This window comes from Ruminococcus sp. NK3A76 (genome assembly GCF_000686125.1).
Taxonomy (GTDB): domain Bacteria; phylum Bacillota; class Clostridia; order Oscillospirales; family Ruminococcaceae; genus NK3A76.
Window position 1 is genome coordinate 356946 of record NZ_JMMA01000002.1, and the last position, 14326, is coordinate 371271.

A 14326-nucleotide genomic window follows, 5' to 3' on the forward strand; every position below is an offset into this window, starting at 1 on the left:
CGCAGCCGTCTGAGACATAGCCCACCTATATTAGCTATGTTAATATCATAACAAATTTTTCATACATAAACAAGAGTTTTTTTAACTAAACTTTATTCTGTGTCTTTATAAATATTGACTAAAAATATACATACACTGGGAAAATATCCCAAATGCCTTCATCATTGTGTATGTTTTCTTTCAACATCTTTGTGCATTATCCCAAATACAGGGGCAAAACGGCGTTTTTTCACAAGATATTGTGCCGTGTGTATGATTACACAAAGTGTAGCAGCTGCGGCTTGGATTTGTATTGCATTATGCACAATTTTGCATATTTTACATTTTCAGCGCTGCTCCAAAGGTGTGATATCGGCTATCTCCTTCACCTCACCGAGGGCGAGAGCTTCGTCAAGGGGGAGTGCGCCTATCATTATTCTTTTAAGGTATATGACCTTGTTTCCAAGCGCTTCAAACATTCTCTTTACCTGGTGGAATTTCCCCTCGTGCAGCACGACCTCGCACTCGTTCTCCTTATCAAGAGGAATAAACTCAGCCGGCAGACATTTTTCACCGCCGTCTATCGTCATGCCGCTCTCAAAGGCTTCAGCATAGCCCTGCTCATACGGCTTTTCGAGCCTTACAAAATAGCGCTTTGGAACGTGCGACTTTGGCGAGAGCATTCTGTGGGCAAGCTGGCCGTCATCAGTCAGCAGCACAAAGCCCTCGGTGTCCTTGTCGAGCCGCCCAGCCGGGAACAGCCCCTCACGTCTGTATTTTTCGGGGATAATGTCTATAACTGTAGGGCAGGCGCCTTCCTTAGTAGAGCATACAACACCCTGCGGTTTATTGAGCATAAGGTATATAAACTTTCTGTATGATATCTCCTCGCCGCTTACCTGCACGCAGGCGGTGTTCTCATCTATCTGCATATCGCTTTTCTTGGCCTTTTTGCCGTCAACGGTTACAAGACCCTTTTTCACGAGCGCCTTTACGTCGTTTCGTGACAGGTCGGTGCGCTGAGATGAGATGAATTTATCAAGCCGCATTTTTATTGCCCCCTTTTTTTTATCAGATCGGCGCAAGATAGCCCCACAGCGTATCAAGCAGTCCGCTGCCTGTTTTGCCGTTATTCTTTTTGAGCTGTCGGGGCGTTTTTGGTATGATCTTCTTATATAGTATAAAAAGACCTATGATGATGATAAGCCATGCTATGCTGATGATGCCTGCGTATTTTTCCATAGTATCTCCGAAATGTTTATTGCATTTATGATAATATAGTTTTATAATGCTGCTTTTGGCGAGTTGCCTAATGTATTATACCATATATTATATAAAAAAGCAAATCGCATCGAAAACGATTGACAAAAGTCGGGGCATATGGTATAATCATCAAAAAGAAAGCCGGCCGTAAGCTATTGCCGGTATTAAGGAGGAAGAAAATATGAGATGTCCTTACTGCGGACAGGAAAACCCCGACGGCGCTGTTTTCTGCCAGTGCGGCAGGCCTCTTTCGCTCAGCGGAGGGTATGGTAACAGCAATCAGATGGGCGGACAAATGGGCGGTCAGATGGGTGCTCCTATGGGCGGTCAGATGGGCGGCCAGATGAACCCCTTCCCGAGGCAGACGCTCGATCAGGTCAAGCACAAAAAAGCATTCAACCCGACACCTATCATAGTTATTCTTGCACTGCTGCTCGGCGCAGGCATTTTCTTCGGTGTTCAGTGGTACAACAAGAAATCCATTACCAATGAGAGCACATGGAAATCCTACAGCGGCGAGGGCTATTCGATGAAGGCCCCGAGAAATCTGAAAAAGGGCAAGATGCTCACTCCGCTGAACGATGATGAGGAGCTGCTCGATTTCTACACATCAGAAGATATAGGCTTTGACGTGAGCGTTTATCACTACACAAACAGCGAGAAGACAGAGCTTGGCTCACTTTCGGCAAAGGAATATCTTGCACTTGTAACGAACGGCGGCAGGAGGACAACGAAGATAGACGGCCAGGAGATAAACTACCAGGTGCGTGAGGGCAAGGAATACATCTACGCAGGATATAACAGGCACGCTGCAAATCATGTCAGCAAGAGCGATGATGTTTACTATGTAGAGGCACTGTTCCCACGAGGCGACTGCTATTATCAGGTGAACGTATACTGCACAAAGTCAGAAAAGAGCAAGTATGAGGAATATCTGCTCAAAATGCTTGATTCGTTCAATGCATGATCAAACATAAAAACCACAGAGGTACCGGAGATTATCCGATACCTCTGTTTTTTATATCAGGCCTTTCTGAGCCCCTGCATGAAGCCGTCGAGCCTTGTGCAGCAGACATCGCCGCCAATGAGCACGCCGTCGCATATGTAGAGGTCTATGTATACGTCCTCGCTGTCTTCATAGCCCTCGTAGTTGTGAATGTGGTAGGAGTATATCTCGCAGGTGCGGCCTTTATATTTTTCAAGGTCAAAGCCCTGCTCCTTTTGCAGCTCGTTGTATTTGGTGTATACATCGTTCCAGTTCTCAGGTATCAGCACGACCTTGCATTCCTCGTACTCCTCGTCGGCCTCCCAGCCCATTTCGGCAATGAACGCCTGCCTGTCTTCCTCGGTCTTCAAAGTGTAGATATCCGCCTTGCCGGAGCTTGCCCTTGCTATGAGCACTGCCGCTGCTATCAGTGCGGCAAGCAGTATGCCGAGCACGGCAGCGCCGGCTTTCTTTTTTACCTTGAATGTTTTGATAAACATAACAGCACCTCTTTCGATATGAGTTTGTAAATATTATGCGCCTGTCCGTCAGAATATGCCTGCGGCGGGGATAATCACTTCTGTCGGGGACATAATAATGAGGTAACAGGTGACAGTTAACAGTTAACAGGTAACAGGTAACAGGTGAGGTATCGGCTGCGCCGATTTATGCCCATTCGGGCTTGCAGGCTAACATTACTGTACGTATACAATAATAGCGTAATGCCAAAAGCCCGAATGGGCATCTCGTCCGCCAAAGGCGGACACAATACCTGTTACCTGTTACTTATTACCTGTTACCTGAAGAAAAGGGGGGGCTTATCTTGTCTTGCAGACGTTCAAGGACGCTTGCGTTCATAGCAGGGGCGATGATGACGGCGATGCCGTTTGTGGGGCTTTATACGGCGGCATCTGCTGAGTTTGATGAGGGGAATATCGTGACAGTCAACATACCGCTGAGTGCAAAGTCGGGCGCTTTGCTCGACCGCAAGGGCAGACCGCTCTCGTATGACAGCGAGAGCAAGACGCTCTGCTTATTGCCGCAGCTTTTCTATTCCGATGAGGCGGTGGATAATGCACTTTTTTGCCTTATAGAGAGCGATGAAAGTATCGCCGAGAGCTTTTCTCTGCCAGTGTCGGCTGAGGGAGAGCAGACGGGCAGCGATGATGAGATAAAGCTCATGCAGACGGTGACAGGGCTTGACGGAGCTAAGCCTTCCGAGCTGCTTGACAGGCTGTATGATGTGTTCCGTATTGATAAAAAGGCCGAAAATGCCTTTGCTGTGCTGTGTATACGCTATGCGGCACTTTTGTGCAGTGATGATATGCTTGTGCTTTGCGATGCCCCGTCAGAAAAGCTCTCGAAGCAGGCGCAGATGATATCACAAAGCGAGCCGTTTGTTACGGTCAGCAGCCGCTTTATCAGAAAGTATAAAAAAATCTCCGGCCAGGCAGCAGCACCGCATATCGTCACGGAATACGAGCAGCAGCACGGAACGCAGGGCAGCGACGGCTATCAAAAGACAAGCTACCGCCTGTATAACGGCGGCATAGCCAAGCATGAGCAGTCGGGGATAGATGCGCAGGACGGGCAGGATATCCGTCTTACGATAGACCGTGATATGCAGCTTAAAGCGCAGTCGCTTATAAAGGATATGATATCGCAGGGCAGGTGTACGGCAGGCTCAGTCTGCGTTGTCAGCTGCAAGACAGGCGGCGTACTAAGTGCAGCGTCAGCGCCCGACTTTGACCCCGGCAGGCTTGCAAAGGACTATGATGCACTTTCCGAAGATGCCGCAGCACCGCTTTTTGACAGGGCGCTCATGGGGCTCTACCGCCCCGGCTCTGCCATGAAGACGATAACCGCTATAGCTGCCCTCGATGCAAAGGCGATAGACAAGGACACCTACCTCTGGTGCGGGAAATGGTATCCTCTCGGAGATACGATGTTTTCCTGCCTTGGATATCACGGCTACGAGAGCGTGCAGACAGCGCTCAGAGACTCCTGCAATGTCTTTTTCTATAAGTCTTCGCAGATGATAGGTGTTGACAAGCTGAGTGCCATGCAGCAGGCGTTCGGGCTCGGCAAGAGCATAGATATCCCCCTCGAAAACGCCCGGGGCAGGGTAGTTACGCCCGGCAGTGTGGCCGAGCTTGGCATAGCGTGGAGCGAGGGGCTGCTCTTGCAGTCGGCGATAGGCCAGTCAGAGACAGCTGTGACCCCTCTGCAAATGGCTCAGTGGGCGCAGATAATAGCAAACGACGGCTGCTTAAAACCGCTCACCCTGACAGACGGCGAGACAAAGGACAAAAAGCGCATACTCAAAAACGACTACGCCTTTACGCAGGTAAAAGAGGGCATGATAATGGCGGCTGACAACATTTGGGGCGAGGCAAGCCTGTCAGCGCTCCCTTACAAGGCAGCAATAAAAACAGGCACCCCCGAGACAGGCAGCGGCTACAACAGCACGGTGATAGGCTTCTACCCGGCAGACAAGCCTGAGATAGCATTTTCTATAGTGCTTGAAAACAGCGAGTGCTCATATGAGCTGGTAAGGCCTTTGCTGGAGGAGTGGGAGAGTCTGAGATAACAGGTAACAGGTAACAGGTAACAGGTGACAGGTAACAGGTGTGGTGTCCGCCTCCGGCGGACTGATGCTCATTCGGGCAATATGAGCTTAAAAAGCGGCTTTGAAGCAACACACATTTGAAAGAATCAGGCCGAACGGCCATAATGCGCCGCAGGCGCACCTTAACTGTTACCTATTACCTGTTACCTGTTACCTGAAAAAAAGCATGGCTTTTACGGCTATTGGGCATTTATAACATAATTAAACAAAAACTTCTGTATAATATACCATATTGTAATATTATGCCACTGACTTGGCATTGTGCAAAATATACAAGAAAAGTTTGCTATTTCAATGCAATGCTACGAAATTGCTTTTTTGGCATTTTTTTGCTTTGACTTTTTATAGAAATGTGGTAAAATAGAATAGTAATCTATACTTATTATCATCTCCCCTTGCGCCCTATGGGGGCAGGGCAGGTGGTCTCATATCGAAAGGAGAGCATAAGTCTATGCCAAATAAGTCAACCATTATTGCAGTCACCTCCGGTAAGGGAGGTACGGGCAAATCCTCGATCAGCGCCTGCCTGGGCTATGCACTTGCAAAGCAGGGCAACAGAACTCTTATAATCGAGCTCGACTTCGGGTTAAGATGTATGGATATCATGCTCGGTATGCAGGGAAATATCCCATACGACCTCGGTGATGTTATAGAAGGGACCTGCGACGTATACAAGGCTACAACGACTGTAAAGCTCGCATCTAACCTGAGCGTTCTATGTGCTCCGTCTGATCCGTTCGTTCAGCTCAAGGCTGAGGATATCGAGAAGATAACCACAGAAATGAGAAAGTATTTTGAATACATAATCATCGACACCTCGGCAGGTATCAACGGTTCTGTATTTGATATAGTTACCAACTCCGACCTTATCCTTATAGTAACTACTCCTGACCCTGTGTGCGTCCGTGACGCTCAGATGATGAGTGACGAGTTCTATGAGAGAGGCAACCAGAAGCAGAGGCTTATTATCAACAAGGCAAGCAAGAGGATATTCGAGTTTGATAATATCGACGACCTTGATGCTATCATCGACACTGTAGGCGTTCAGCTCTTAGGCGTTATCCCTGAGGACAGCGCTATACCGATAGCAACAGGCAAGGGCGCACCGCTCTCGTCAAGCTCTATGGGCTTCCTTGCATTCTCGGCTATATCGAGAAGAATAAAGGGCGAGCATATCCCGCTTTCGATCAAGGCTTAACATGACAAAATATTCATATAATTGGGGGGAATACAGATGAACATTGCTTTGATAGCTCACGACTCGAAGAAGGAGCTTATGGTGCAGTTCTGTATCGCATACTGCGGCGTGCTGAGCAGACACAATCTTTGTGCTACAGGCTCAACAGGCAAGCTCGTCGGCGAGGCGACAGGGCTTAAAATACAGCGCTATCTCAGCGGCTCTCAGGGCGGCGACCAGCAGATAGCTTCAAGGATATCCTGCAATGAGATCGACCTTCTGCTATTTTTCAGGGATCCTATCTCGGCAGGCATACATGAACCGAACGACATGAATCTTTTAAGACTGTGCGATGTTCACAACATTCCCGTTGCGACAAATATCGCTACAGCAGAGGCTCTTATCCACGCTCTCGAACGTGGCGACCTCGACTGGAGAGACATCGTTAATCCTACAAGATGATGCTATAGTACATACCCTCCGTAAAGCGGAGGGTATTTTTGGCTTTGCAAGCAAATGAATAAATAATAAAGAATAATGAAATAATGAATGAGGTATCGCCCTACGGGCGATGATATGCCCATTAGGGCGGTGGCGGGCTTGCGCCCGGGTCACTTTTGTTGACAAAAGGCGTAAATTGGCGTATAATAGAAGTTAACAGTTGACCGATAAAGGAGAATGATCATGGACACAGCACTTATCAAAAAACTACTGCTCGAACGGCTTTCGCATTGCTCCAAGGGGGCGTTTGAAGCGCAGGTCGAGCCGAATATACCGACAAAACACCTTGAAAAGGTCAAAAAGAGCTTTGGCATAACCGATGAAAGGGTGCTGGGGGTCATAGATACCTCGCTTTTCGGGCGGGGGAAGAACGGGATAGTCTTCACCGAAAAGGGCGTTTATTTCAAGGACGTGCTTTGTGATCTTAAGATACGCCACTACACTGACGACTGGCAGCCGGGGGAGGACACGGCGTTTGATTCGCTCGGCATAAAGCCCGACAATGCGCTTATCGACACCTTTGCGGTGACGGGGCTTATGGATGCGATAGTTTACGGGCTTTCGGAGCAGCTGGATACGGTGCCCTTACCGCAGACGGTAAAGCCTGCGGCGGACGCACCTGCACCCGAGGGCATAGCTGAGCACACGCCCCCTGACAGCACACAAAAGGCTGACGCAGAGGACGAGGACGATGATGACAATGACGACGATGACGACGTCGGGCTGCTTGACCTGTTCGGCGTGATACTTGATGTGACATCTGACCCAAGTGAAGAATAAAGAATAAGGAGACACAAAAATGATAAAACTGCAAATACCCGCAACAAGTGCAAATTTAGGCGCCGGCTTTGATGCGCTGGGGCTTGCTCTTTCATTCTACAACACGGCTGAGATGGAGGAGAATGATGTTATCGACATCAGGAGCCTTGACGACACGCCCGTGCCCGAAGATGAAAAAAACCTTATCTACATATCCGCAAAGGACTTGTATGAAGTCTGCGGCAAGCAGCTAAAAGGCCTTACCCTGCGCCAGACAAATTCCATACCTATGGCAAGGGGCTTGGGCTCATCGTCTGCCTGCATTATCGCAGGACTTGTGGGGGCTAACAAGATGCTCGGCGAGCCTCTCTCAAAGGACGACCTTGTAGACCTCGCCGCACAGATAGAGGGGCACCCCGACAACACAGCACCTGCACTGCTCGGCGGCATAGTCACGGCTGTGTTTGACGGCAGGAAGGTACACTGGGTAAAGCAGGAGGTCTACACAAGGCTGAAATTCGCAGCTATAATACCCGATTTCGAGCTCAAGACCGAAAAGGCAAGAGCCTGCCTGCCAAAAGAAGTATCGCACAGAGACGCTGTTTATAATCTCTCCCGTGCGGCACTTTTCTCGGCATCTCTGCTGACAGGCAAGTTTGAGAATTTAAAGACTGCCGTTGACGACAGGCTGCACCAGCCCTACCGCATGGAGCTTATCCCCAACGTCAAGGAAGTCTTTGACATAGCCTACACCCACGGCGCATATGCCGCCTACATCTCAGGCGCAGGCCCGACAGTTATGGCTATAGCAGACGAGAGCAACACCTTCTTTGCAGGCAAGCTGCAATTCTCGCTCGAAAACGCAGGGCTCGGCAGCTGGAGAGTACACGAGCTGACGATAGACAACGAGGGAACGAAGCTGCTGTGACAGTTGACAGTTAAGGCAACACCGCACAAAGACCGCCTGAAGGCTTTGTACGCAACTTACTTGCATCTTTTCCGTCATATTACACATTTTTTCCTTGAAATACGGTAGTATTCCTTCGGAAAATCTGTGCGATCTGACGAAAAAGCTGACTGCGCAATTTGCGCACAATCTTCGTGCGGTGTTGCCTTAATGTGTCGGCTGCGCCGACTGATTTTAAAAGCCTATCCCCGACGCAAAACCGTGTGTGCGAAGGGGTATGAGGGGGCAAGCCTGCACGGCAGGACACAATAATTATGCATTGAAAAAGCGGGGTTTTCAACATGACTATCTACTTCACCCGTCACGGTGAGACGGAAATGAATCTGCTTGACCATATAAGCGGTGTCACCGACTGCGAGCTTACAAAAAAGGGCAGGCAGCAGGCGGCAGAGCTTGCAAAAAAATGCGCCGGGGCAGGGGATATAGACGTGATAATAGCTTCCCCCTTGAAGCGTGCGCAGGACACGGCAGCGGCAGTATCTGAGTGCATCGGCGTGCCTGTGGTGACTGATGAGCGCCTTACCGAGTGGGATTACGGCGAGTATGAGGATATGCACCGCACCGCCGAGGGCTTTGCGCAGGCCAAGCGTGAGTTCGGCGTGAGAATGAAAGGCGGCGGCGAGTCGCTTTTGCAGCTGGCGCACAGGGTCTATTCCTGCATCGACGACATAAGGGCGAATTACCCCGGCAAGACGGTGCTCTGCGTATGCCACGGCGGAGTTTGCCGCATAGCTGAGACATATTTCAACGACATGACCACCGAGCAGTTCTCAAATTTCTTCATGGGGAACTGTGAGCTGAGGAAATATGATATTAGGTAACAGGTAACAGGTAACAGGTAACAGGTGAGGTGTCGGCTTGCGCCGACGGATGCCCATACGGGCTGTTTGGGAAGCACTTATGTTATATTATGGCGATTTCGTTTAGGTATAAGTCCGAATGGACATAATGCGCCGAAGGCGCACATTACCTGTTACCTGTTACCTGTAACCTGTTACCTGAAAAAAAGGGGGAGTTTTGTGCAGGGCTACAACTGTATCGCCGTGATACACAAAAACAAGACCGACTGGCTTATGTGCAGGCGGCTAAAAGACCCCTACAAGGGCAAGCTGAACCTCGTCGGCGGCAAGATAGAGCCGGGTGAAGACCACCTTGAAGCCGCTTACCGTGAGCTTTTTGAGGAGACGGGGCTTACAAAGAATGACATCACACTCACACGCTTTCTGACATTTGACTATCCGCTTGATAACTGCTATGTCGAGGTCTACGGCGGAGCTTTGATTGATGAGACAGAGGTCAGCGGTGATGAGAACAAGCTGCTATGGGTGAGCATGAGCGAAAATTTCTTTGATACCGAAAATTTCGCAGGAGAGGGAAATATCGGGCATATGCTCGAAATCATGAAGCTCCATTACGAAATTGATATATAAATCTGCACATAAATACTTGACAAATCAACGAAAATGTAGTAGAATGATATTGTAAAAGTTTTATCCAAAAAAAGTCAGGAGGGGTCATAATGGAAGATCTGCAGGAGCTGTTTGAAAGAGCAAAGGAAAAGCTCACAAATCTCACTATGGAGGATGTTTTTCCTCTCACAAAGAAATACAACACTGACGATGTCAAGCAGCTGTGCATCATGGTCGGCATCTATCTTGGTGCGATAATCATAGCTGTTATAATGATCTTCGGCCTTGGCTGGATCCCGGTGCTTGGTATCATAATGAAGATACTCGCAGCAGTTATCATCATATATTCGACTGTCGGCATCTTCTCAAGCCTTCTCACTTATCTTAAATACAATTAACGATAATTTTAAGCCGCAGGTTTAGTGCCTGCGGCTTTTTTGTCTTATGCCTGCAATTCGTTATTGCTGATATCGCCCGAAACGGCATCAACGGCAAGTGTTCCGTATTCTCCGCTGCTTTTTTTGTAGTAAAAGCACCAGAAGGGGCGTGCAGTCATAACGCCGTCCTTTTCATCAGTGGGGCGGTATTCGAGCTGTGCGTGGCATAGGGTGATGTCCTTTGGGCTGAAGGGGCAGTTCTCGTTTAGCTTGCTAAGTGCTGCCTCGGCATCGAGCCCGTCAAGCCGCTTGCCTTCCTTTATCTCGTCAAGCTGTGCATTCTGTATCCACACGCCCTGTATATCATCGGGAGTATAGTAATAGGCGTGTATGCGTGGCAATGCAAACGCCGCAAAGCTGCCTGAAAAGCTGTCGTCGCCGTTTGGCAAATACTCTGTGGAAAAGCAGCCGGTGCCGAATTTGGCGGCATAGTCAAGGCTTACATATATGAGCTTTCCGCTCTCGTCTGAGTATTCTCTTGCACAGATCGGCGTAAACTCCGTGCTGCTGCCTGTTGCATCGAGGCAGTCCTTTATCTTTTCCTGCGCATCGAGCGTAAGGGTGCTGTAGGAGACAGTCTTTCCGTCAAGAGTTATGCTCTTGTCAAACTCCTCGGCAAAGACCATATCCGACATTATGAGCTTTGTCTCCTCATTGTCGTTGTATTTTTGCGAGTATTTACCCTTGAAATAGGACATACTGCCCAGCTCGTCAAGGTAGGCGCTTATCTGCTCTGTCTCGTCATACCAGTTGTATACAGGATAGTCGCCCGATGTGCTGTATGATATTCCCTTGTCACTCTTGCCCCTGCCGAATGACCCCTGTCCGAAGGCCGTTTCAACAAGGTCGTTTATCCGGTCAATATCGGCGGAAAAGAATTTATAGGTGTATTCGCACATGGGCGGTGTGGTCGGCAGGAAAAAGCTATCGTTGAAATTAAAATCTGTGTTGTAGGTAACAGTCTTCTGGCTGCTCTCGCTGTCGCTCTCTTTGCAGGAAGCAGCACTTAGCCCGAGCGTTAAAGCACTCAGCAGGCAAATGATTTTTTTGAACATAATATCACCCCTTATATAATACATTCGCTTGAAAGGGCGCAGATGTGACATATTAAGGAGAAATTTGTAGGGCTGCACAGAAGTGCAGGCTCCGGTTTATGCAAAAAGCTGCCGCTGCCCTGTTGTCATTCCACAAGCGCCATATCCTTTGCACCTGACTGCCAAACTCACCGGGGAGCGTATCGGCATATTCTTTCCAGCAAAGTGCATTTTCAAGCACCTCGTCTGTTTCATCGCTCGGGCAGAATGTCTCAAACATACAGTACCCGGAAGGATATTCCGTATAGTCAAGGTGCTTTGCAGCCACCTTTGCTGTCATGCTCCATATATCCTTATGGCAGCTTGCAAAGAGAGCGCTGCCCCTGTCACTGTCACCCTGCTCTCTTTCCTCTATCGGGGCATACTTTGAGTATTCCTCGGCATATGCCACGCAGCTGTGCCCTTTGTATTCTATGGCAGGGAAAGTGCCTGTCTTGTCGCATAATATCTTAGGGCAGTAATAGCCGAGGTCAAGATACTCCTGCACAGTCCTCTGCCATACCTTTATCCTTTCGGGGAATGTAAAATCATTGTCAGCGAGCTTTATCACCCACCTGCTGCCTGAGGCGGTCTTTGCAATGACAGTCTCCCTGAGATCGCTGTCATTTATGCTTGTATTTATCAGCCGGCAGGATATAATAGTCTCATCAAAGAACAGGCTGAAAATATCCTGTATCTCCTGTGTCGCTTGTTGCCATTTATCCATTGATATCACCTACTGCCTTTATATGTAGTATTATAGCATGATGCTCACAGATCTGTCAATACAAAAAAGCCATAGTACCTCTGACCTTGCATCAGAAATACTATGGCATAAACTCTCGGGATATATTATAAAAGTCTTATCTTGCTTGCTATCTCTGCCGAGTGGGAGAGGATAGTGAGGTTAGCGTCGATGTCAGCTTCCTTCATAGCAGGTGTTATGAATGCAAGCTCGTCGCTCGGGCGGGAAGCTCTTTCAAGATATATAAGAGAACCGAACATCTCGGAAAGTGCAGGCTTTAAGCTCTCGGCGTCAGCAGCCTTTATCCTTACATACATCGAAGTCTCTACCTGCTTGTAGGGCTCGATGAAGTCTGAGTTCTCGCTGTCCTCCCATGTGAGCTTCAAGACTGTGTGCTGGTGCTTTAAGCAGTCGATTATATCGCCTACAACAGCCGAAGCAGTCGGCAGCTTGCCGGCACCTCTGCCGTAGAACAGCACGTCGCCTACGCCGTCGCCTGTAACTGCGATAGCGTTGTAAACATCGTCAACGTTTGAAAGCAGGTTTGTCTTGGGAACAAGTCTCGGGCATACGATAACTGCGAGCTTGCCGTTGTCGAGCTTCTTTACAGAGCCTATGAGCTTGATGCCGTAGCCTGCGTTCTCAGCGTACTCAACATCGTCGAGTGTGATGCCGGAGATACCTGAATGATGCACCATTTCGGGATATATATGTCTGCCGTAAACGAGCGAGCCCAATATGCAGATCTTTCTCTGAGCGTCTATGCCCTCGATGTCTGCTGTCGGGTCAGCCTCGGCATAGCCGTTCTGCTGAGCGAGCTTAAGAGCCTCCTCAAAGGGCATCTGCTCTCTTATCATCTTTGTGAGTATGAAGTTTGTAGTGCCGTTCAGGATACCGCAGACATTGAGGATATCGTTACCTGCGAGGCACTTGTTGAGAGGTCTGATTATCGGTATACCGCCGCCTACAGATGCTTCAAAGAGGTAGTTGCACTCATGCTCCTTAGCTATCTTCAGAAGCTCTGCGCCCTTGCAGGCAACGAGCTCCTTGTTAGATGTGACAACGCTTTTTCCTGCCTCTAAAAGTCTCTTTGTATAGTCATAAGCAAAGGTCTTTCCGCCTACTACCTCAGCTACTACCTCGATGTCGGGGTCGCCCAGTATAGTCTCAAAATCCTTCACCATTCTGTCAGCATAGGGTGAATCGGGGAAGTCACGCAGGTCGAGGATATATTTTATATCGCACTCTCTGCCTATCTTTTTCTGTATCGAGTCGAGATTCTTCTCAAAAAGCTCTACCGTACCCGAGCCGACCACACCGTATCCTATTACCGCTACATTTCCCTTTGCCATTTGTTAAAACCCTTTCTATTCTCCTGATATTATTTTCACGTCTACCACACCGTCGATGTCTTTGAGCGCCGCTTTGAGAGCGCCTGCTTCTACAGTGCCCTTTTCAAATCTGCACGACACCGTCACCGAAGCAACCGAATCGACCGGGATATTCTGATTTATCGTGAGTATGTTCATCCCAAGCTCGTAGAGCCCCTTGATGATAGATGACAGCACGCCCTTCTCGTCTCTCAGCACAAGGTAGAGAGAGATTATCGAGTTTGTCAGCTGCTCCTCATAGCCCCACACGCAATCCTTATATTTATAATATGCGCTTCTTGAAATGCCCACAGCCCTGCACGCCTCAGCGGACGAGCCTGCTTCGCCTCTTGCCCTCATGCTCTTTGCTTCGAGCACTTTGAGCACTATATCGGGCAGGACCTCTGTGCTTACCACAACAAGCCTTCCGCCGCCGTCTTTTGCCGCCATTAGTCCACCTCCCGAAAACAGATGTATTTATGACACATACAACTATACCACGTTTTGCGAAATTTGTCAAGGGCGGCGGACGGGTAAGAATAGGTAAACTTTTAGTAAAAAGCCTATTGTTTTTAGGCATAATCACACAAAAATCATACAAATATTTATGCATTCTGCAATGTTCCGAAAATAAACTATCTATGTTCATAGGGCGTTAATATTATTGCTCTATATTATATATAATTATTTGCCATAGCGAGGTGAAGGATATGGAGCTTATCAGTGAGCTGATAGCTATAGACGACGAGGCCAAGAAGCTCGTTTCGCAGGCCAAGGAGAAGGCGGAAGCCCTCAAAGAGCAGGCGAGGGAGCAGGTAAAGAGCACAAAGGAAGAAAACGCAGAAAAGCTCTCGCAGCTTAAAGAATACAGCATCAGGCAGATAGACGACTCGGGGCAGGACGCAAAGGCCTCGTGTGAAAGCTATGAAAGGGAAAAGAAAGCACAGTTCGATGAGTATTTCAGTTCTCACGAGAGTGAAATGATAGCCGGCATAGTAGACGGCATTTACAGCACGGCGGACTAAGCGGCGC

At 48.7% G+C, this 14326-nt stretch carries 17 protein-coding genes; 10 read left to right on the forward strand and 7 right to left on the reverse strand.

Annotation, left to right across the window (positions count from 1 at the left end):
* Positions 1-326: 326 nt before the first annotated feature.
* Together CD05_RS0101850 and CD05_RS20495 are read right to left on the reverse strand one after the other, a co-directional pair.
* Complete coding sequence (locus CD05_RS0101850) at positions 327-1028, reverse strand: pseudouridine synthase (protein ID WP_037322743.1); 702 nt, start codon at positions 1026-1028, stop codon at positions 327-329.
* A 22-nt stretch (positions 1029-1050) separates the two neighbouring features.
* Positions 1051-1221: a hypothetical protein gene (locus CD05_RS20495; protein ID WP_156947259.1), complete on the reverse strand. Its 171-nt coding sequence runs from the start codon at positions 1219-1221 to the stop codon at positions 1051-1053.
* A 202-nt stretch (positions 1222-1423) separates the two neighbouring features.
* On the opposite strand from CD05_RS20495, the gene CD05_RS0101860 reads away from it, so the two are divergent.
* Entirely contained in the window at positions 1424-2209 is a 786-nt protein-coding gene (locus CD05_RS0101860; RefSeq protein ID WP_028509056.1) for a zinc ribbon domain-containing protein, read from the forward strand.
* Positions 2210-2265: 56 nt separating this feature from the next.
* Here the strand turns inward: CD05_RS0101860 and CD05_RS0101865 are convergent, their stop codons facing one another.
* Positions 2266-2727 carry a DUF4830 domain-containing protein gene (locus CD05_RS0101865; protein WP_028509057.1) on the reverse strand — a complete coding sequence of 154 codons (462 nt, stop codon included), beginning with the start codon at positions 2725-2727 and terminating at the stop codon, positions 2266-2268.
* Positions 2728-3050: 323 nt separating this feature from the next.
* Between CD05_RS0101865 and CD05_RS0101870 the strand changes: the two genes are divergently transcribed.
* The 8 genes from CD05_RS0101870 (at position 3051) to CD05_RS0101905 (ending at position 10067) form a co-directional block, all read left to right on the forward strand.
* A complete protein-coding gene (locus tag CD05_RS0101870; RefSeq protein ID WP_028509058.1) occupies positions 3051-4817 on the forward strand; it encodes a penicillin-binding transpeptidase domain-containing protein in 1767 nt (588 codons plus the stop codon).
* A gap of 490 nt (positions 4818-5307) precedes the next feature.
* A complete protein-coding gene (locus CD05_RS0101875) occupies positions 5308-6054 on the forward strand; it encodes a P-loop NTPase (protein ID WP_028509059.1) in 747 nt (248 codons plus the stop codon).
* Positions 6055-6090: 36 nt separating this feature from the next.
* Positions 6091-6495, forward strand: a complete 405-nt coding sequence (gene mgsA / locus CD05_RS0101880; RefSeq protein WP_028509060.1) for a methylglyoxal synthase — start codon at positions 6091-6093, stop codon at positions 6493-6495.
* Positions 6496-6717: 222 nt separating this feature from the next.
* On the forward strand, positions 6718-7314 hold the full coding sequence (locus tag CD05_RS0101885; protein ID WP_028509061.1) for a hypothetical protein: 597 nt from the start codon (positions 6718-6720) through the stop codon (positions 7312-7314).
* Between the two features lie 19 nt (positions 7315-7333).
* Positions 7334-8221 (forward strand): homoserine kinase, encoded by an 888-nt coding sequence (thrB, locus tag CD05_RS0101890; protein WP_028509062.1) that lies wholly within the window; start codon positions 7334-7336, stop codon positions 8219-8221.
* 320 nt (positions 8222-8541) lie between these two features.
* A complete protein-coding gene (locus CD05_RS0101895; RefSeq protein WP_028509063.1) occupies positions 8542-9081 on the forward strand; it encodes a histidine phosphatase family protein in 540 nt (179 codons plus the stop codon).
* A gap of 198 nt (positions 9082-9279) precedes the next feature.
* The gene (locus CD05_RS0101900; protein WP_028509064.1) at positions 9280-9690 is read left to right on the forward strand and encodes an NUDIX domain-containing protein; all 411 of its coding nucleotides are present in this window, start codon (positions 9280-9282) and stop codon (positions 9688-9690) included.
* Positions 9691-9779: 89 nt separating this feature from the next.
* Positions 9780-10067, forward strand: a complete 288-nt coding sequence (locus tag CD05_RS0101905; RefSeq protein WP_028509065.1) for a hypothetical protein — start codon at positions 9780-9782, stop codon at positions 10065-10067.
* Positions 10068-10111: 44 nt separating this feature from the next.
* Here CD05_RS0101905 and CD05_RS0101910 read toward each other — a convergent pair whose 3' ends face one another.
* The 4 genes from CD05_RS0101910 to CD05_RS0101925 form a co-directional block, all read right to left on the reverse strand.
* Positions 10112-11161, reverse strand: a complete 1050-nt coding sequence (locus CD05_RS0101910; RefSeq protein ID WP_028509066.1) for a hypothetical protein — start codon at positions 11159-11161, stop codon at positions 10112-10114.
* A gap of 52 nt (positions 11162-11213) precedes the next feature.
* Positions 11214-11906: a hypothetical protein gene (locus CD05_RS0101915; protein ID WP_028509067.1), complete on the reverse strand. Its 693-nt coding sequence runs from the start codon at positions 11904-11906 to the stop codon at positions 11214-11216.
* Between the two features lie 125 nt (positions 11907-12031).
* Positions 12032-13276 (reverse strand): homoserine dehydrogenase, encoded by a 1245-nt coding sequence (locus CD05_RS0101920; RefSeq protein ID WP_028509068.1) that lies wholly within the window; start codon positions 13274-13276, stop codon positions 12032-12034.
* 15 nt (positions 13277-13291) lie between these two features.
* Complete coding sequence (locus tag CD05_RS0101925) at positions 13292-13744, reverse strand: ACT domain-containing protein (RefSeq protein WP_028509069.1); 453 nt, start codon at positions 13742-13744, stop codon at positions 13292-13294.
* A 260-nt stretch (positions 13745-14004) separates the two neighbouring features.
* Between CD05_RS0101925 and CD05_RS0101930 the strand changes: the two genes are divergently transcribed.
* On the forward strand, positions 14005-14319 hold the full coding sequence (locus CD05_RS0101930) for a hypothetical protein (RefSeq protein WP_028509070.1): 315 nt from the start codon (positions 14005-14007) through the stop codon (positions 14317-14319).
* The last annotated feature ends 7 nt before the right edge of the window (positions 14320-14326 follow it).

Bases quoted from the DNA above. Each gene is read 5' to 3' on its own strand.
- CD05_RS0101850 (WP_037322743.1), bottom strand. From the start codon at position 1,028: ATGCGGCTTGATAAATTCATCTCATCTCAGCGCACCGACCTGTCACGA.
- CD05_RS20495 (WP_156947259.1), bottom strand. From the start codon at position 1,221: ATGGAAAAATACGCAGGCATCATCAGCATAGCATGGCTTATCATCATC.
- CD05_RS0101860 (WP_028509056.1), top strand. From the start codon at position 1,424: ATGAGATGTCCTTACTGCGGACAGGAAAACCCCGACGGCGCTGTTTTC.
- CD05_RS0101865 (WP_028509057.1), bottom strand. From the start codon at position 2,727: ATGTTTATCAAAACATTCAAGGTAAAAAAGAAAGCCGGCGCTGCCGTG.
- CD05_RS0101875 (WP_028509059.1), top strand. From the start codon at position 5,308: ATGCCAAATAAGTCAACCATTATTGCAGTCACCTCCGGTAAGGGAGGT.
- mgsA (WP_028509060.1), top strand. From the start codon at position 6,091: ATGAACATTGCTTTGATAGCTCACGACTCGAAGAAGGAGCTTATGGTG.
- CD05_RS0101885 (WP_028509061.1), top strand. From the start codon at position 6,718: ATGGACACAGCACTTATCAAAAAACTACTGCTCGAACGGCTTTCGCAT.
- thrB (WP_028509062.1), top strand. From the start codon at position 7,334: ATGATAAAACTGCAAATACCCGCAACAAGTGCAAATTTAGGCGCCGGC.
- CD05_RS0101895 (WP_028509063.1), top strand. From the start codon at position 8,542: ATGACTATCTACTTCACCCGTCACGGTGAGACGGAAATGAATCTGCTT.
- CD05_RS0101905 (WP_028509065.1), top strand. From the start codon at position 9,780: ATGGAAGATCTGCAGGAGCTGTTTGAAAGAGCAAAGGAAAAGCTCACA.
- CD05_RS0101910 (WP_028509066.1), bottom strand. From the start codon at position 11,161: ATGTTCAAAAAAATCATTTGCCTGCTGAGTGCTTTAACGCTCGGGCTA.
- CD05_RS0101915 (WP_028509067.1), bottom strand. From the start codon at position 11,906: ATGGATAAATGGCAACAAGCGACACAGGAGATACAGGATATTTTCAGC.
- CD05_RS0101920 (WP_028509068.1), bottom strand. From the start codon at position 13,276: ATGGCAAAGGGAAATGTAGCGGTAATAGGATACGGTGTGGTCGGCTCG.
- CD05_RS0101925 (WP_028509069.1), bottom strand. From the start codon at position 13,744: ATGGCGGCAAAAGACGGCGGCGGAAGGCTTGTTGTGGTAAGCACAGAG.
- CD05_RS0101930 (WP_028509070.1), top strand. From the start codon at position 14,005: ATGGAGCTTATCAGTGAGCTGATAGCTATAGACGACGAGGCCAAGAAG.